This is a genomic window from Thalassovita sp. (assembly GCF_963691685.1).
GTDB lineage: Bacteria > Pseudomonadota > Alphaproteobacteria > Rhodobacterales > Rhodobacteraceae > Thalassobius.
This window is the reverse complement of the sequence record NZ_OY829290.1, coordinates 1070301-1087365: the sequence shown is the minus strand read 5'-3', so window position 1 is coordinate 1087365 and position 17065 is coordinate 1070301. Positions and strand designations below refer to the sequence as shown.

Here is a 17065-nt window from a genome sequence, read left to right as displayed (position 1 = left end):
GATGAAACGTGAAACCCTTTTGAACCTTGGCCTGATGGCGGCGCTGCTGGCCTTCCCGCTTTGGGCCTATCAGGCGGATGAGCCGTTCCTGATCACGCTGACAACCCGCGCAGTGATCTTTGCCATCGCCGGTGTGGGGCTGAACTTTGCCCTTGGTTTTGGCGGGCTGGTCAGCTTTGGCCATGCGGCGTTTTTCGGGCTGGGCGGCTATGCGATGGGCATTCTGGCCTATCACGCGCAGACCTACACACCACTGATGGAAGCGCCTTTCCTGATCGAGGGCACCAAGTCGATGCCCGTGATCTGGTTGGTGGCGGTGGTAATCTCCGCCATCACCGCGCTGGCCATCGGCGCGCTGTCGCTGCGCACCACTGGCGTTTACTTCATCATGATCACGCTGGCCTTTGCGCAGATGTTTTACTACTTCGCCAACTCCTGGCCGACATATGGCGGCGAGGATGGGCTGTCGATCTACATCCGCAATGACTTCCCGGGTCTGAACACGATGGATCCGATCCAGTTCTACATGATCTGCTATGTCATCCTTGCGCTGGTGCTGGGCTTTGTCTGGGCGGCGGCCCGTTCGCCCTTTGGCCTGATGCTGGGGGCGGCGCGTCAGAATGAGGAACGGGTGCAGGCCGTGGGCCAGACGCCCTATCGGCTGTATCTGGTGGCCTTCACCATTTCCGGCGCGATCACCGGTCTGGCAGGCGCGCTGTTTGCCGATCTGAACCGGTTTGTCAGCCCCACGATGTTTGCCTGGAACATGTCCGGTGAAATCATGATCTTTGTCATCCTAGGCGGTGTGGGCCGCGTCTTTGGCCCGGTCGCCGGCGCGGCGCTGTTTATCCTGCTGGAGCATATGCTGGGCGGCTTGAGCGAATTCTGGCACGTCTATCTTGGCGCGATCCTTCTAGGTGTGGTGCTGTTTGCCCGTGGTGGCCTTTACGGTCTGATTGCAGGCCGGGAGGTGGCCCATGACTAAGCCGATCCTTGATGTCAAAGGCATCTCCAAAAGCTTTGGCGCGTTGAAGGCGTCCAACAACATCACGCTGGACCTGAAGCCCGGCGAAATCCACGCGCTGATCGGGCCGAACGGGGCGGGCAAATCCACCCTGATCAAACAGATCGCCGGTGGGCTGACCCCGGATGAGGGTTCGGTCTGGTTCGACGGACAGGACGTCAGCGCCCTTTCCACCGCCGAACGCGCCCAGAAGGGCATGGGGCGGACGTTCCAGATCTCATCGCTGGCGATGGAATACACCGTGTTGCAGAACGTGGTTCTGGGCGCGCAGGGCCATCGCGGCGATGTCTTCCGCTTCTTCCGTCCGGTGATGAAGGACAAACAACTGCTGGCCACTGCGCGCGATGCGCTGACGCAGGTGGGGTTGGAGGAGTTCGCCAATTTCCGCACCTCGGAACTGTCGCATGGCCAACGCCGTCAGCTGGAGGTCGCCGTGGCGCTAACCCTGTCGCCCAAGGCCTTCCTGATGGATGAGCCGATGGCGGGACTGGGCGCGGAAGGCTCGCACCGGTTGATGGGGTTCCTCGACGGGCTGCGACAGCAGGCGCCGATCCTTCTGGTGGAACATGACATGGACGCGGTCTTTGCCCTCGCGGACCGGATTTCGGTGCTGGTCTATGGTGAGATCATCGCCACCGGCAGCGTCGATGAGATCCGCGGCAACGCACAGGTGCGCAGCGCCTATCTTGGGGAGGAGGACGCATGAGCCTGCTGAAACTATCCCATATCTCTGCCTTCTATGGCCCCTCGCAGGCGCTGTTTGACGTGCATCTGGACGTCGCAGAAGGTCAGGTTGTGGCGCTGATGGGGCGCAACGGCATGGGCAAATCGACCACCGTGAAGGTGATCTGCCGAATGCTGAAAAACCGCGGTGGTGCGGTGGTGTTTGACGGTCAGGACATGGCACGCCAGCCCTCGCACAAGGCGGCGCAGGCGGGCATTGGCCTGGTGCCAGAAGGCCGCCGGTGTTTTGCCCAGCTGACGGTTTATGAAAACCTGATCGCGGCCGCGCGTCCCGGCGAATGGGACTTCGCCAAGGTCTCAGAGCTGTTTCCCCGTCTGGCGGAACGGCGTGATCAGCTGGCCTCGTCCCTCTCGGGTGGTGAACAGCAGATGCTGGCCATCGGTCGCGCGCTGATGACCAACCCACGTCTGTTGATCCTGGATGAAGCGACCGAAGGTCTGGCCCCCGTGGTGCGCCAGGAAATCTGGGCCGCCATTGCCCGCCTCAAGGCCGAAACCGGTCTGGCCATCATCGTGATCGACAAATCCATCAAGGAACTGGCCACGGTGGCGGACAAGGCAGTAATCCTTGAGAAGGGCAAATCGGTCTGGTCCGGCGACTTCGCCGCGCTGACGCCAGAGATCACCGATCAGTATCTGGGGGTCTGAGGCGATGGCGTTCGAGATGGCCCAAAAGGTGCTGTTCAAACACTGTGATCCAGCGGGGATTGTGTTTTATCCCCGCTATTTTGAGATGATCAACGATTGCGTCGAAGCTTTTTTTGATTATCTGGGTCACCCGTTTGAAGTGCTGCATCGGACAGGCGCCGTGCCGACCGCCGAAATCTCCACCCGTTTCACCGCGCCCAGCCGCCATGGCGACCATCTGACCCTTGGGCTGGACGTGACACGCCTTGGCCGCAGTTCGCTTGGCCTGACCGTCACCGCGCGTTGCGCTGGTGAAACCCGCTTTACCGCCAGCGCAACGCTGGTCTACATCTCGCCGGAGGGGCGTCCTGCCCCCTGGCCCGAGGCGCTGCGCGCCTCGCTTGAACCTCATGTGAAAGGACAGGAAAATGGCGAATGAGATCATTCAGCCCGATGGATGGGCACCTGCCAAAGGCTACGCAAACGGCGTCTTGGACAAAAACGGCGTGCTTTACGTCGGCGGCCAGATCGGCTGGGACGAAAACCAGATCTTCCAGAGCCATGACTTCATCGGCCAGATGGAACAGGCCCTGCTGAACATCCGCGCGGTGGTCGAAAAGGCTGGCGGTAAGGTCGAAGATATCACCCGCCTGACCTGGTATATCACGGATAAGAAAGAATACCTCGCCCGTCAGCGCGAAGTGGGCGAAGCCTACCGCCGCGTGCTGGGCCGTCACTTCCCCGCCATGGCAATGGTGGTTGTGGCCGGCCTTATTGAGGATGAAGCGCTGGTTGAGGTGGAAGCCACCGCAACGCTGGGCGGCTGAGCCGTCCCTGACACAAAGGGAGGGCCGCCATGATCGCCTATGTCACAGTTGGGGCCGATGACATCCAACGTGCCAAAACGTTCTATGCAGCCTTCCTGCCGGCCCTTGGCTACAGCCTCACCGAAGGGGCCGAGGGGCTCAGCTTCGCCCTGCCCGTCCCCGAAGGTCAACGCGCCCTCTTGCCCGATTTCTACGTCAAACCCACCTTCGACGGGCAACCAGCCTCGGCCGGCAATGGCGCGATGGTGGCTTTTGAAGCCGAAACACAGGCCCAGGTGCGCCAGCTTCATGCTGCAGCTATGGCTGCAGGTGGCACGGATGAAGGCCAGCCCGGCTTTCGCGCCGCCTATGGTCCGAATTTCTACGTCGCCTACCTACGTGACCCGCAGGGCAACAAGATCGCGTTGTTCTCCTCCAACCCCGATGAACCGGGTCGTGACGCCTGACACCGGGCGCGCAGCCCGCCTTTTCAACGTTTTGAAAATACTCTGGGGTGAGCCCCATAAGGGCGAGGGGCAACGCCCCTCCCCGCCAACCTAGCCTGCAAATCAAGCCCACCAGCCAGTCCGGCCTTACCCGCCAGTTTTCGCAGCCAGATCCGCCAGAATAGGGCAATCCGGCCGGTCATCCCCTGCACAGGAAGAGACCAGATCAGCCAGGGTGTTCCGCATCTGGCGCAACTCTGCCAGTTTTGCGTCAATCGCCACCAGATGTTCAGACGCAATGGCTTTCACATCCGAGGAGGCGCGACCGCGATCCTCATAAAGCGTCATCAGGTTGCGGCAGTCCTCAATCGAAAAACCCAGGGCCCGCGCCCGGCCCAGAAAAGCCAGCTTGTGCAGATCGCTGTCGCGAAAGCTGCGGTAGCCATTGCCGCTGCGGGCTGGGGATACCAGGCCGATCTCTTCGTAATAGCGGATGGTTTTGGCAGGCAGGCCTGCGCGTTTGGAAACCTCTGAAATGTTCATCGCTTATGCCTCCTTCGGCAGATGGGCTCCGGACACAAACCGCAGCCGCAGGGCATTGCTGAGCACAAAGACGCTGGACAGCGACATGGCACCAGCGGCCAGCATCGGTGACAGCTGCCAGCCAAACCACGGGTAAAACAGCCCCGCCGCCACCGGGATCAGCGCCACATTGTAGCCAAAGGCCCAGAACAGGTTCTGTTTGATGTTACGCATGACATTCGCTGACAGATCAAACCCGTTGAGCACCGCCGTCAGGTCGCCGGACATCAGCACCAGATCAGCGCTTTCGATGGCCACATCTGTACCGGTGCCAATCGCGATGCCCAGATCCGCATGGGCCAGCGCCGGGGCGTCGTTGATGCCATCGCCAACAAAGGCCAGGGTGCCATGGCTGGCGCGCAGGCCCTCCAATGCCTTGACCTTGCCCTGTGGCAGCACCTCTGCCGCGACATGGTCAATGCCAAGGCTGCGGGCAATGGCGGTGGCGGGCGCCGCATTGTCCCCGGTAATCATCGCGGTTTTGATGCCGCGGCTGTGCAACGCCTTGATCACCGCGGCAGAGCAGGGTTTCACCGGGTCAGAGACCGCAATTACGGCGGCTAGTTTGCCATCAATGGCGGCATAGAGCGGCGTCTTCCCCTCCGCCCCCAATGCGGCGGCGGTGCTGGCCAGCGGTGTCAGGTCGATCTTGCGCCGGACCATCAGCCGGTCAGCCCCCACCATCACCCGATGGCCAGCCACGGTGGCGGCCACGCCATAGCCGGGGATAGCGCCAAATTTCTCAATCTCCGGCAGCGGTCCCTCGGCGGCGGCGACAATTGCGGCGGCAATCGGGTGTTCCGATTGCGCTTCCACCGCGGCCACAAGGCGCAGAACCTCTTCCCTTTCAAAGCCTTCGGTGACCTCCAGATCGGTCAGCACCGGTTTGCCCATGGTCAATGTGCCGGTTTTATCGAAGGCCACGATCTTGACCTCCTGCAAGCGCTGCAACGCATCACCTTTGCGAAACAGAACGCCCAGTTCTGCCGCGCGTCCAGTGCCCACCATGATGGATGTGGGCGTCGCCAGACCCATCGCGCAGGGGCAGGCGATGATCAGCACTGCTACCCCGGCAACAAGCGCATGGCCCAGGGCCGGTGCCGTCGCAAAGGCCAGCCAGGCCAGAACGGTCAGCACCGCCACCGCGATCACGACAGGCACAAACCGCTGGGTCACCCGATCCACCAAGGCTTGGATCGGCAGTTTGGCACCCTGTGCGGCTTCCACCATACGGATGATCTGCGACAGCATGGTGTCTGCCCCCACATGGGTGGCCTGCACCCGCAGTGCACCGGACCCATTGACCGTTCCGCCGGTGACCCGGTCGCCAGCTGTCTTGGCAACCGGCAGGGGTTCGCCGGTGATCATGCTTTCATCAACGTTGCTGTCGCCGGTGAGCACCTCACCATCTACCGCCAGCCGTTCCCCCGGCCGGGTCAGCACCACGTCGCCCACAACGATCTCCGCAATTGGCAGGTCCTGAGTGGCGCCGTCACGTTCGACCCGCGCGGTGCTGGGGCGCAGCCCCACAAGGGCGCGGATGGCGGCCCCGGTGCGGCCTTTGGCGCGGGCCTCCAAGGCGCGCCCCAACAGGATCAGCACCACGATCACCGCCGCACTTTCGTAATACACATTCACACTGCCCGCGGGCAGGATCGCCGGGGCGAAGGTTGCCACGGTCGAATAGCCAAACGCCGCCAATGTGCCCAACGCCACGAGGGAGTTCATGTCAGGTGCGCCGCGCAACAAGGCGGGCAGACCTTTCAGATAGAACTGACGCCCGGGGCCAAACAGCACAATGGCGGTCAGCACAAACTGCAGCATCCAGGAGGTCTGCATGCCGATGTTTGCCATGATCCAGTGATGAAACGGCGGGTAGAGGTGCCCGCCCATTTCAGCCACAAAAACCGGCAGAGCCAGTGCCGCCGCAAGCAGCAGCTTGCGGGTCAGCGCCTCGGCCTCGGCGGCTTTGCGATCCAGTGGTGGGGCGATGGTTTCGCCTTTGCGGTGGGCCTCATAACCGGCAGCGGCGACGGCCTTTATCAGATCGGCGCTGATGTCCTGCCCCTCGGGCAAATCAACCTGCGCGGTTTCGCTGGCAAGGTTCACCCGCGCAGCAATCACCCCGGGAACTGCGGCCAGCGCGGCCTCCACCCGGCCCACACAGGAGGCACAGGTCATCCCCTCCACTGCAAGTTCCAGCGTTTCGACACGGGCCGGATACCCCGCCTGATCAAGCGCTGTGACCACATCCGCAGGCGTGGCAGGCACGCTGAAGGCAACCTCAGCCGTTTCCAGCGCAAGGTTCACATCAGCGCGCATCACGCCGGGTGCGGCGCGCAGGGCCTTTTCCACCCGGCCCACACAGGCGGCGCAGCTCATGCCGGTGATCGGCAATCGGAGGGTTTGATCGGTTGGGTGTGTCATCATTCTGCCTTGCAGTGCTTCTGTCGACACCCCAGATAAGGGTTCCAGTAGCTGGAGGGTCAAGGCCCCGACCCAAAAGAACCGCTGGTTTGAGAGATTTTGTCGCGGGCCGCCGCGCAGCGCTTGACCTTCCCGCGCTGGAAGGCTCCATGTCAGAGCGCAACAAGAGGATGAGTGATGCTGACCTTTAGCGTACCTGGAATGAGCTGCGGTAAATGCACCGCCAAGATCGAAACCGCCGTGCAGGCGCTGGACCCGACGGCGCTGCTGTCGTTTGATCTGGAAGCCCGCGAGGTTGAGATCGACAGCGCAGACCCCGCAGCTGAGCTGCTGGCGGCCATCGCCAAGGCAGGGTTTGAGGCCAAAGCGGCCTGATGTAAGCCACGCATATTGGCGGGCCTCACGACCTGCCAGTGCTAGGCTCAGGACCCATTAATCTTCCAGCACCGGTTTGGCAGATTTTCGAACTGACAAGGAACATGGCCGCGGGAATAGTGATCTATTTCAAGGTCATGTGACGCCGCTCAGTTCGAAAAACCGCCAAATCGAAGACGCCAAAATCGCAGCATCTCAACGGCATGAGGCGCTTGAAAAGAGAACCACTCTTTCCGGCGCGCCTCAAACCTTTGATACTTTGCGATTTTGACGCCGGCGCGGAAACACTAATGGGCCCTGAGCCTAACCAAAACTGCTGTATGGGATGTAACGCACCAAAGTGCCTTCGCTGATGGTGCAGGGCTCATCCGGCAGTTCCACCAGACCATCCGCCCAGGACAGCCCTGAAATCCGGCCCGATCCTTCGGAGCGGAAAACCTCCGCCTGACCATCGCTGTTCATCCGGGCGCGCAGAAACTCACGCCGGCCCCGTTTTTTGTTTTTGCTGAAGGCGGCGGGCACCATGTAGCCCTGTGGCTGGCGCCAGGCCTCACCGCCCATCACGCCAAGGGCGGGGCGCGCGAACAACAGCGCCGTCACCATCGCCGCCACCGGATTGCCCGGCAGGCCAAAGATCGGCAAAAGCGCCTCCCCTGCGGGCCAAAGCCCCAGGGCCAGCGGGCGCCCAGGCTTGATGGCGATACGCCAGCTGTCGATCCGCCCCTCAGCGCGCAAAAGGGCTGAAACATGGTCTTCATCCCCGGTGGACACGCCACCTGAGGTCAACACCGCATCTACCGCCTCCGCCGCCGTATCCAACCGGCTGCGCAGCGCATCGCGGCTGTCTGCGACATGGCCAAGATCCACCGCCTCAAAACCCCATTCCTGCAACAGGCTCAGCAGCATGGGGCGGTTGCTGTCATAGATCTTGCCTGCCCCCATGTTTTCTGGCGCGACGGTGCCGGGGGCGATCACCTCATCCCCGTTGGAAAACACCCCCACCCGCAGGCGACGGTGCACCGGCACCTCAGCGTAACCTGCCGCCGCCAGCAGGGCCGCATCCTCCCCGCGCAGCCTGCGCCCGGCCTTGAGGATCGGGTCGCCAGCCTCAAAGTCTTCGCCAGCGCGCCGGGTGTTGGCCCCCTGTTTCAGCGGGCCGTAGAACTGCAGTTTGCCGCCTGAGACTTCAACATCCTCCTGCAGCACCACGGTTTGCATACCCTCGGGCAGGATGGCGCCGGTCAGGATGCGCAGCGCGTAGCCCTGTGGCAGAGCCCCCTCATAGGGTTCACCCGCCGCAGAGCGCCCTGGCGCCAAAGGCAGCGTTACCAGTTCATCCAGTGCCGCACCGGCGAACCCGTAGCCATCCACCGCCGAATTGGCCGAGGGGGGATTGCCCCGCAGCGCCATCAGGTCCTGCGCCAAGACCCGGCCACGACTGTCGGCAAGCGCAACCTGTTCCACCGGCACAACCGGTGTCACGCGCGCACGAAGGCGTGCCAGCGCTTCATCCAAAGGCACCCAATCAACGCCAGCGGGCAAAGCAAAACAATCGTTACGCAATCTCGGCGGCATCTTGGGTCAATCCTGTTTCGGTCAATATGAATGTGGCAATCGCCGCGTGGTCATTGAGGTCAAAGATCGGGCGCTGCAGATCCGCATGAGCGCTGGCGGGTTGGTCGGAGGCCACCGCGCGGATGCTTGCATCATTTGGGGCAATCAGTGCCTGTCCGGCGGCGGCGCGATGGGCCTCAATCTTGGGGTGCGGTTCGCTTTTGTAGCCCTCAATCAGCACCAGATCCACGTCAGAGAGCTTCGTCAACAACTCCGCCAGCGGCGGCTCTGCCTCCTCGCGCAACTCATGCATCAAGGCCCAGCGTTTGCCTGAAACCAGCAGCACCTCAGACGCGCCGGCCGTGCGGTGGCGGTAGCTGTCCCGCCCGGGCTGATCCACGTCGAAGGTGTGATGGGCGTGTTTCACGGTCGACACTTTGAACCCGCGCGCGGTGATTTCTGCAACCAGCCGTTCCATCAGCCCGGTCTTGCCGCAGTTCTTCCATCCGGTGACGCCGTAAAGCTTCACTTCGCTGCCCCCAGTTCTGCTGCGGCCATCTGACGGGCGATGGCCAGATCTTCGGGTGTGTTGACGTTGAAAAACGGCTCCTGCCCGTTTACCGGTTCAAACAGCACCTCGGTGCCGCCATGTTTGTCTGTCCAGATCACCACTTTGCGCAAACCGTCCTGCAGCGCCGCGCGCAGGTCATCGCGCAGGGCCACCGGCCAGAGGCCAAAGGTCGGCTGACGCACCTGCCCGCGTTTCGGATCAATGCTGGCAACAAGGGCCAGTGGCGCACGGCCCCGCCCGGTGTTGAGCCTGTGAACCAGATCCGTCGGGAAAAACGGCGTGTCCGCAGCGACTGAGACGATGTGATCGGCCCCCTGCGCCGCTGCCCAGTCCAGCCCTGCCAGCACCCCGGCCAATGGTCCGGCGTAGCCTTCGATGCCATCAGCCACAACCGGCAGGCCATAATCGGCAAACCGGCTGGCATCGCCATTGGCGTTCAGCACCATCGCGCTGACCTGCGGGCGCAACCGCGCGATCACCTGCTGCAACAGTGTTTCCGAGCCCAAGGACAGCAGGCACTTATCCCCGCCACCCATGCGCGACGACAGGCCGCCTGCCAGAATAACGCCAGGTATCTTCTCAGCCATCTGCGGCGGCTCCCTTGCGGCGATGTGTCTTGCTGTCATCTGAAACGGTGGCTAGATCGGCGTCATACTGCAGACGCTCGGCCCCGCTGAGGCAGGTGAATCGTTTGCCGCGCATCCGGCCAATCAGGGTCATGTTCAGCTTGCGCGCCAGCTCCACCCCCCAGGCGGTGAAGCCTGAGCGGGAGACCAGCGTGGGAATGCCCATCTGCGCCGCTTTCAGCACCATTTCTGAGGTCAGCCGCCCAGTAGTGTAGAGGATCTTATCCTCCGGTCCCTGCCCTTGGGCAAACATCCAGCCTGCAACTTTATCAACGGCGTTGTGACGGCCGACATCCTCCATATAGACCAGCGGGCGATCCTCCTGACACAGGACGGTGCCATGGATCGCGCCAGCCTCCAGATAGAGGCTGGGGGTGCGGTTGATCTGATGCGCCAGCGCATAGAGCCATGAGGTGCGCACCGGGGTTGCGGGCAGCTGCAGATCTTCCAGCCCCTCCATCATGTCACCAAAGACGGTGCCGACCGCACAGCCCGAGGTGCGGGTCTTTTTCTTAAGCTTTTCCTCATAGTTGGTGGCCCGTTCCGTGCGCACCACCACGACCTCCAGCTCCTCATCATAGTCGACACCGGTGACCTGATCGTCGGCCAGCAGCATGCCCTGATTGCGCAGGAACCCCAGCGCCAGATAATCCGGGTAATCGCCGATGGTCATCGCGGTGACGATCTCCTGACTGTTGAGGTAGATCGTCAGCGGGCGCTCTTCGACAACGGAAATCTCTTGCGCCTGCCCGTCCTGATCCACACCGGTGACAGCGGCGGTCAAGCCGGGGCGCAGAAGGTCCGGCGCGATGAGGTAGCCGGGGCCGGCAGTGTCAGACAGTTTGGCCAAAGATGCCTCCTGTTTTGCGGTGGGATTGGCGCGCTGTCGCATGGACAGGCTCAACCGCAGCACCTATGTTGGCGCCATGAGCGAGACATTGGAAATTGATGCGCTGGGGCTGTTGTGCCCGCTGCCGGTTCTGCGGCTGCGCAAACGTATTCAAGGCCTGCCTGCTGGGTCGAAAGTGACTGTTTTGGCCGATGATCCGGCCGCCCTGATCGACATCCCGCATTTCTGTAACGAAAGCGGCCACAGCTTTCAGGGCGCCGAGGCGCTGGACGGCGGCGGCGAGGGCAAGGCCCCGCATCGCTACGCGCTGATCACCGTTTGAGCAGGCCTGCATTCAGGTGCCCTCCTGCGGCAACCAGATGGTGAACCGCGTGCCGGTGCCGGGCGAGCTGTCGGCATGCATGTGGCCGCCGTAGCGCAATACGATCTTGCGGCTGATCGACAGGCCCAGGCCAGTGCCTTCGCCCTGTTTTGTGGTGAAGAACGGATCAAACACCCGCGCCAGCACATCGGCCTCCATCCCATCACCGCTGTCCTGCACCACGATCTGCACACCGGGGTTGCCTTCGCGGTCCATGTCATCTGCCCTGAGCAGCAGATCACCGCCATCAGGCATGGCGTGGATGGCGTTGACGATCAGGTTGATCAGCACCTGCTGCAGCTCAGTCCGGTTGATCCCCAGATAACGCGTCGCGTTGAGGCGCAGGTAGAGATCAATATCAACCTTGTTCAGCAGGTGCTGGACCAGTGGGATGGAATCCTCAATCACCTCATCGGGGTGGTGGCTTTCAACCTCACCGGCGTATTCGTCAGGCCGGGTGAACTGCAACAGCTTGTTGACGATCAGAAAGACTGAATGCACCTGTTCGTCGATCAGTCGGAACTCGGTCTTCAGACCCTCCGCCTGCGGGCCGATTTCAGACCGGATCAGGTCCAGATTGCCCTGAATTACGGTCATCGGGTTGTTGATCTCATGGGCAATCCCGGCTGCGATTTCGCCAACCGCCGCCAGTTTTTCCGAGACCAACAGCTGTTTGGTGGTCGCCTCCAGCCGGTTGTTGGCTTCGCGCAACTCGCGGGTGCGTTCAGCGACGCGGTTGTTCAATTCGCGGTCGCGGTCCTGGATCTGATCCAGCAGGCTGTCCATCTGTTCCGCCACGCGCCCCAGTTCATCGCCACGGTTTTCAACGCCGGTACGTGCGCCCAGGTCACCCTCCTCCACGCGGTTGATGGTGCCTTGCATCCGCTCAATCGGGCGGAAAATCTGGCGCGCCCAACGCAGAAACAGTGGAACCGACAGCAACACGATCACCACAAATGCGGCGGCGAAGGTCAGCAGGGTCTTGAATTTGGCGGTGCGGAAAGGCGTTTCAAGGAACCCGACATAGAGCATGCCAACCCGTTCCCCCATGCTGTCGGTGATCGGCTGATAGGCCGAGATGTACCAGTCATTCACCACAAAGGCCCGGTCGAGCCAGGTGCGCCCTTCGTCCAGAACGGCCTCGCGCACTGCGGCCGAGACCCGCGTGCCCAGCGCCCGCTGATCCTGAAACAGCCGCACATTTGTCGACACACGCACATCATCTAGAAACAGCGTCGCGGTGCCCACTGTGCCCTCAATCAAGGAGGCGGTCGGGTAAACCAGATCGTTGATCGTATCGATGAAGTTGAGGTTGCGGTTCAGCAAGACCCCCCCGACCAGCGCCCCCTGCCCGTTTGGCAGGCTGATCGGGGCGGCGGTGTGCACAAACATCCCGCGGGTTTCTTCGGTGCGGTCTGTGGGCACAGCCGCCTGTGTCGGCACCAGCCGGATCCGCGCCCGCGATGCCAAAATCGGCGACATCTGCTTCAGCTCTTCACCGGAAAACAGATCAATCGCCGCTGCGGATTTGCCCTGCAGGGCACTGCCCACCACCGGCCAATGTTCCAACGTGTCGGTCTGGACAAAATCCGGCGAGGAAATCACCACACCACGCGGGTTCAGCACATAGAGGAAATCCAAGCCAAGCGCGTCACGCTGGGCATCCAGCAAGGCCTGAAGTGCCTCAGCCCCCCCACGCTCCACCGCGATGGAAAACTGCCGACTGTCGCCAAGGCTTTGCACCTGCAACTGACGGCTTTCGACGATGCGCGACAGATATTGCTGCGCAATGGTCAGTTCCCCGTTCACCTTGGCAATCAATAGGTTATCAAAACGCGCCGACCAGTTGATCGCGGTGATGATAAAAAAGATCGGCATGATGAACACGGTCGGCAGCAGCGCAATCGCCAACAACCGCACCCGCACCGAAACCCGCCGGCGGCGGTTACGTGGCCCCTGCTGTGCTACGGCCGGGTGATCTGACACCGCATCAGCCATTCCACATCGCACATTTGCGGTCGATGGTCTTGCGCGAGACACCCAGCCGCCGCGCCGCCTCGGCCCGGTTGCCATTGCAGGCCTCCAGCACGGTCAGGATATGACGGCGCTCCACCTCTTGCAGGCTGTCCACCGCTTCCACCTCTTTGCCGGGCTCAGAACTGGCAAATTCAGCGGGCCACTCGCCCTGGATCAAGGACTGTTCGACCACATTGCGCAGCTCACGCACATTGCCCGGCCAGTCATAGCGCGACAGGTTCAACAACACCCCTTCATTGAGCGGCAGCGGCTCAATCCCCAACGCGCGGGAGATTTGTTGGATGAACATCAGCGTCAGTTCCTTGATGTCCATCGCCCGTTTGCGCAGTGCTGGCATCTCAATCTTCAGGACCTTGATGCGGTGATACAGATCTTCGCGGAACCGCCCCTCGGCCACGGCTTTTTCCAGATCGGCGTTAGTGGCGAAAATGAACCGCAGATCCAGTGGGACCTCACGCAGGGAGCCAACCGGGCGGATCTTGCGATGTTCGATCACCCGCAACAGTGCCGCCTGAATGGAAAGCGGCAATTCAGCGATTTCATCCAAATAAAGCGTGCCGCCATTGGCGTTCAAAAACAGCCCGTCCTGCCGCGCCCGCTGATTGGGACCACTGTCATGCACAAAGCCGAACAGTTCATTTTCAATCACATCGGGGGAGATCGTTGCACAGTTGATCGGCACAAAGGGTTTGCCAGCCCGTTCCGACATCGCGTGCAGCGCACGGGCGGCGATTTCCTTGCCGGTGCCGGTTTCACCAGTGAACATCACCGGCGTCATCAATGGGGCAGCGCGTTCCAGCGTGTTGCGAATGTCCTGCAACGCCGAAGAGCTGCCCAGCATCCGTTCACGCGCGGCGGTGTTGCCCGACGCCAGTTCGAATTTCAGTAAGTAGTTTTCACGACGCAGGTTCACCCGGTCCACACATCGCGCAACTGCGTTGATGATCTGGTTGGAGCGGAAGGGTTTCAGCACAAAATCCACCACGCCCGCGCGCATCGCCTCGATGGCCGTGTCCATATCCGCAAAAGCGGTGATCAGGATCACATCAGCAAAAAAGCCCAGCTTGCGCTGTTCACGCAGCCATTCCAGACCGGTGGTGCCGGGCATGATGTTGTCGAGGATGACAATATCAAAGTGGTTTGCATCCAACAGCTTGGAGGCATTGGCGGCGCTGTCCGCCTGTTCCACGCGCCCCACCATCGGGCCCAGAATTTTAACGATGAAGTTACGGATCCCCGGTTCGTCATCGACCACCAGAACCGAAGCCTGCGCGAGGCCAATCCCGAACTCAGACTGTTCGGGGACAGTTAAATTCGTCGGTGTATTCACCTGTGCAAACGTCCTTTATTCCACTCGGGCGGAGGCACTGGTGGTGCGCTCTTGGGTCGAAAAGCCCGACCCGTTCAGCACAACATTGGATGCCACCGCGATGCCGATGATCGCTGCACATGCAAAGAAAAAAGATTTCATGTCCGTTACTCCTTGGGCTCCGAATGGCTGCGCAGAAACGCGATGAGTGCCGCTCGATCCTGGGGATTGGTGATACGTTGCATGGGCATTTTCGTCCCCTTTATATACACCTCTGGCCCCAGATCAAAAAGCGCATCGACGGTTTCAGCCCCCCAAATGATGGCGGAATTGCGCAGGGTCTCGGAATAGATATAGCCCGGCACGGCCCCAGCGGGACGGCCGAACAGATTTTTAAGCGTTGGCCCGGCACGGCGCTGACTGTCATCGGTCAGGCTGTGGCAGATGGAACACTTGCGGTTGAATTGATGCTCCCCGGCTGAGGCACTTTGGATGCCTTGCAGGAACGGTTTGTCACCAACTGTCATTTTGTCACCCTTCGGCCCATCAATCGGCCAGGAGAACAGCTGCTCATCCAAGCCACCAGCATGGATGTTTTGCCCATCCCGGCTGAAGGCCAGCGCCCAGATCGGGCCGCGGGTGGTGGCGCGGAAATCAACCAGAAGGGACCAGTCACGGCTGTCGAGCAGTGAGATGTAGCCATGGCCATCCCCCACCGCCAGATAGCGGCCCTCTGGATCGGTGGCCATGGCAAGGATCGGGCGGCGTTCGAGCGTGAAGTCTTTGACCAAAGCGCGGCTCTCAGGGTCGATCACACGGGTGACGCCATCCACGGCACCATAGGCCAGCCAGCCCTCCGCCTCATTCAAAGCCAGGGTGTTGATGCCAAATCCACCAGCAACCAGCTGTGCCTTCAGGCTGGCGGTGCTGAGATCCCATAGCCGGACCGACCCGTCGGCGGAGGCTGAATAAAGCTGCGTGCCATCCTCAGAAAACGCCACATCATTGACCGCCCCGGCATGGCCGGTCAGAAACTGCGGCGCAGCACCCGACAGGGACCAGATACCGATGCTGCCATCCCAACTGGCCGAGGCAACGCTCAAGCCGTCTGGCGCAACAGCCAATGACATCACCTTGCCCTGATGCTGGCCCAAACGCTGGCCCTGCCCCGTTGTCAGATCCCAGCGATAAACGGCGAAGTCATCCCCGGCAGAAATCAGGGTATCCGCATCAACAAAGGCCACTGTGTTCACCGCGGCCTCATGCGCCTCCAGCCAGTGTGGTTGATCGCCCTGCCACAGGCCAACCGAATTGTCGAAACTGGCCGTGGCAATCCGCCCCTCTGGTCCTACCGCAATGCCTTTGATCGGGCCGCCGTGGCCCGACAGCGTGAAGAACTCGCCCCCCAGAAGGGGCGAGGCCATAAGCAGTAAAGACGACAGAAGAGAGGCGCGCAGCATCAGGGGGGCAACTTATTCAGCAGGAACCTGACCGCCGGATTTGTCCGCGCCGGTCTCTTTGTCCTTCACCTCATCATACCAGAGGCTGTGGTGTTCCTTGGCCCATTGCGCCTCCACCTGGCCAGAGCCCATGGCGTCAAAGGCGCCCTCCATCCCGACGGAGCCGAGGTAGATATGCGCGATGATCACGGTCATGAAGCCAAAGGCGACGATGCCATGCCACAGCTGGGAAAGCTGCATTTCCTGATAGGGGGTCAGCTCTTCGGGCAGGCGGCCATAACCGATGATTTCCGGCAGGCCTGTCATGTTGGCAATCTGGAACGTCTTGGCAAAGAAGGAGAGTTCGAACGGGAACAAGAGCGCCAGACCGGACATGGAGATCGAAATGCCGAAGACCGCGACGATCCAGTAGATCACCTTTTGGCCAGCGTTGAACTTCTTGGCGGGCGGGTGCAGGCCTTTGGAAAACAGACCACCCGCCTGCATGACCCATTTGATGTCCGTGCGGTTGGGAATGTTGTGTTTGATCCACAGAACAATGACCATCGCCAGCGCCAGCATGAAGGCCCAGGAAATGTTGTTGTGCACCCATTTCCCGGCAATGGCGATCGGGGCAAAGGCATCTTTGCCGATCAGCGGGATCAGGAACTTGCGCCCCAGCAGTGTGATCAGCCCGGTGATGCCCAGAAGGATGAAGGAAACCGCCAGCAACCAATGGGCAAAACGTTCAATGCCGTTGAACCGTTCCACCGTGCGGCCGGTTTTAGTGCCATCGATGCGGATCTTACCGCGGATTAGATAGAACAGCACCAGCAGGCCAAACATCGCCAGCATCAGATAGCCGCCATAGGTGGTCATCGGACCTTCGCGGAATTGCAGCCAGGCCATGCCGCTGTCCTGAATGATCAGGTGGCTGACCGGCCCACGGGCCGAGGCGTTAATATCTGCGGTGCCGTAGCGCAGGGCGCGGAACACTTCGGCATCGGAAACGCCGCCAAGCGTGCCCAGCTGCGCTGAGATTGCCGCGGCACTGTCGGGGTCGCCAGTGGCGTTGCGGCGGAAATCATCCTGGATCTTTTCACCGCGCTGGCGGGCAAGGATATCTTCGAGGGTCTGAGCGCCACCGGTTGCGGAACGTTCAGCGGCAGCTGTCGGGGTAGTGTCTTGCGTGGCATCCTGCGCCGCGACCGGGGTGGTCAGGGGCAGTGCCAGCGAAAGGCATAGGAAAATCCAGAGAAGGGCGCGCATGGGGTCCTCAATCTGTCG

19 protein-coding genes are annotated in these 17065 nt (G+C 61.5%); 8 read left to right on the top strand and 11 right to left on the bottom strand.

The genetic code is table 11. The features are described from left to right. Nucleotide 1: 1 nt before the first annotated feature. Genes ACORLH_RS05315 through ACORLH_RS05290 form a run of 6 tightly spaced genes read left to right on the top strand, consistent with a single transcriptional unit; the run spans nucleotide 2 to nucleotide 3668 of the window. Nucleotides 2-985, top strand: a complete 984-nt coding sequence (locus tag ACORLH_RS05315; protein WP_321831558.1) for a branched-chain amino acid ABC transporter permease — start codon at nucleotides 2-4, stop codon at nucleotides 983-985. After that, on the top strand, nucleotides 978-1730 hold the full coding sequence (locus ACORLH_RS05310) for an ABC transporter ATP-binding protein (protein WP_321831557.1): 753 nt from the start codon (nucleotides 978-980) through the stop codon (nucleotides 1728-1730). The genes ACORLH_RS05315 and ACORLH_RS05310 overlap by 8 nt, the downstream gene beginning before the upstream one ends. Beyond that, nucleotides 1727-2416, top strand: a complete 690-nt coding sequence (locus tag ACORLH_RS05305) for an ABC transporter ATP-binding protein (RefSeq protein ID WP_321831556.1) — start codon at nucleotides 1727-1729, stop codon at nucleotides 2414-2416. Before ACORLH_RS05310 ends, ACORLH_RS05305 begins: the two co-directional genes overlap by 4 nt. A 4-nt stretch (nucleotides 2417-2420) precedes the next feature. Then, nucleotides 2421-2834, top strand: a complete 414-nt coding sequence (locus ACORLH_RS05300; protein WP_321831555.1) for a thioesterase family protein — start codon at nucleotides 2421-2423, stop codon at nucleotides 2832-2834. Further along, nucleotides 2824-3222: a RidA family protein gene (locus ACORLH_RS05295; protein WP_321831554.1), complete on the top strand. Its 399-nt coding sequence runs from the start codon at nucleotides 2824-2826 to the stop codon at nucleotides 3220-3222. The genes ACORLH_RS05300 and ACORLH_RS05295 overlap by 11 nt, the downstream gene beginning before the upstream one ends. Nucleotides 3223-3251: 29 nt before the next feature. Beyond that, on the top strand, nucleotides 3252-3668 hold the full coding sequence (locus ACORLH_RS05290; RefSeq protein WP_321831553.1) for a VOC family protein: 417 nt from the start codon (nucleotides 3252-3254) through the stop codon (nucleotides 3666-3668). A gap of 126 nt (nucleotides 3669-3794) precedes the next feature. Here ACORLH_RS05290 and cueR read toward each other — a convergent pair whose 3' ends face one another. Further along, a complete protein-coding gene (gene cueR / locus ACORLH_RS05285) occupies nucleotides 3795-4190 on the bottom strand; it encodes a Cu(I)-responsive transcriptional regulator (RefSeq protein WP_321831551.1) in 396 nt (131 codons plus the stop codon). Between the two features lie 3 nt (nucleotides 4191-4193). Beyond that, nucleotides 4194-6656 (bottom strand): heavy metal translocating P-type ATPase, encoded by a 2463-nt coding sequence (locus ACORLH_RS05280; RefSeq protein WP_321832779.1) that lies wholly within the window; start codon nucleotides 6654-6656, stop codon nucleotides 4194-4196. A gap of 177 nt (nucleotides 6657-6833) precedes the next feature. Between ACORLH_RS05280 and ACORLH_RS05275 the strand changes: the two genes are divergently transcribed. After that, nucleotides 6834-7031: a heavy-metal-associated domain-containing protein gene (locus tag ACORLH_RS05275; protein ID WP_082626153.1), complete on the top strand. Its 198-nt coding sequence runs from the start codon at nucleotides 6834-6836 to the stop codon at nucleotides 7029-7031. A 303-nt stretch (nucleotides 7032-7334) separates the two neighbouring features. On the opposite strand, the gene glp is transcribed toward ACORLH_RS05275, so the two are convergent. From glp to ACORLH_RS05255, 4 genes are read right to left on the bottom strand one after another with little or no spacing between them, the layout of a single operon-like run. Beyond that, nucleotides 7335-8606, bottom strand: coding sequence for a gephyrin-like molybdotransferase Glp (glp, locus tag ACORLH_RS05270; protein ID WP_321831550.1), 1272 nt, complete (start codon nucleotides 8604-8606; stop codon nucleotides 7335-7337). Further along, nucleotides 8587-9114 carry a molybdopterin-guanine dinucleotide biosynthesis protein B gene (gene mobB, locus ACORLH_RS05265; RefSeq protein ID WP_321831549.1) on the bottom strand — a complete coding sequence of 176 codons (528 nt, stop codon included), beginning with the start codon at nucleotides 9112-9114 and terminating at the stop codon, nucleotides 8587-8589. The genes glp and mobB overlap by 20 nt, the downstream gene beginning before the upstream one ends. After that, nucleotides 9111-9743 carry a molybdenum cofactor guanylyltransferase MobA gene (gene mobA, locus ACORLH_RS05260; RefSeq protein ID WP_321831548.1) on the bottom strand — a complete coding sequence of 211 codons (633 nt, stop codon included), beginning with the start codon at nucleotides 9741-9743 and terminating at the stop codon, nucleotides 9111-9113. Before mobA ends, mobB begins: the two co-directional genes overlap by 4 nt. Beyond that, nucleotides 9736-10632 (bottom strand): formate dehydrogenase accessory sulfurtransferase FdhD, encoded by an 897-nt coding sequence (locus ACORLH_RS05255; RefSeq protein WP_321831547.1) that lies wholly within the window; start codon nucleotides 10630-10632, stop codon nucleotides 9736-9738. The genes mobA and ACORLH_RS05255 overlap by 8 nt, the downstream gene beginning before the upstream one ends. On the opposite strand from ACORLH_RS05255, the gene ACORLH_RS05250 reads away from it, so the two are divergent. Beyond that, complete coding sequence (locus ACORLH_RS05250) at nucleotides 10613-10954, top strand: sulfurtransferase TusA family protein (protein WP_321831546.1); 342 nt, start codon at nucleotides 10613-10615, stop codon at nucleotides 10952-10954. The two genes, ACORLH_RS05255 and ACORLH_RS05250, sit on opposite strands and share 20 nt — an antisense overlap. A gap of 12 nt (nucleotides 10955-10966) precedes the next feature. On the opposite strand, the gene ACORLH_RS05245 is transcribed toward ACORLH_RS05250, so the two are convergent. The 5 genes from ACORLH_RS05245 to ACORLH_RS05225 are packed head-to-tail and all read right to left on the bottom strand — an operon-like array spanning nucleotide 10967 to nucleotide 17047. Continuing rightward, nucleotides 10967-12991 (bottom strand): cache domain-containing protein, encoded by a 2025-nt coding sequence (locus ACORLH_RS05245; RefSeq protein WP_321831545.1) that lies wholly within the window; start codon nucleotides 12989-12991, stop codon nucleotides 10967-10969. Next, nucleotides 12984-14360, bottom strand: a complete 1377-nt coding sequence (locus tag ACORLH_RS05240; RefSeq protein WP_321831544.1) for a sigma-54 dependent transcriptional regulator — start codon at nucleotides 14358-14360, stop codon at nucleotides 12984-12986. The genes ACORLH_RS05245 and ACORLH_RS05240 overlap by 8 nt, the downstream gene beginning before the upstream one ends. A 15-nt stretch (nucleotides 14361-14375) precedes the next feature. Next, nucleotides 14376-14501, bottom strand: coding sequence for a hypothetical protein (locus ACORLH_RS05235; protein WP_278044377.1), 126 nt, complete (start codon nucleotides 14499-14501; stop codon nucleotides 14376-14378). A 5-nt stretch (nucleotides 14502-14506) separates the two neighbouring features. Further along, nucleotides 14507-15799, bottom strand: a complete 1293-nt coding sequence (locus ACORLH_RS05230; RefSeq protein ID WP_321831543.1) for a c-type cytochrome — start codon at nucleotides 15797-15799, stop codon at nucleotides 14507-14509. A gap of 12 nt (nucleotides 15800-15811) precedes the next feature. Further along, the gene (locus ACORLH_RS05225) at nucleotides 15812-17047 is read right to left on the bottom strand and encodes a formate dehydrogenase subunit gamma (protein WP_321831542.1); all 1236 of its coding nucleotides are present in this window, start codon (nucleotides 17045-17047) and stop codon (nucleotides 15812-15814) included. Between the last annotated feature and the right edge of the window lie 18 nt (nucleotides 17048-17065).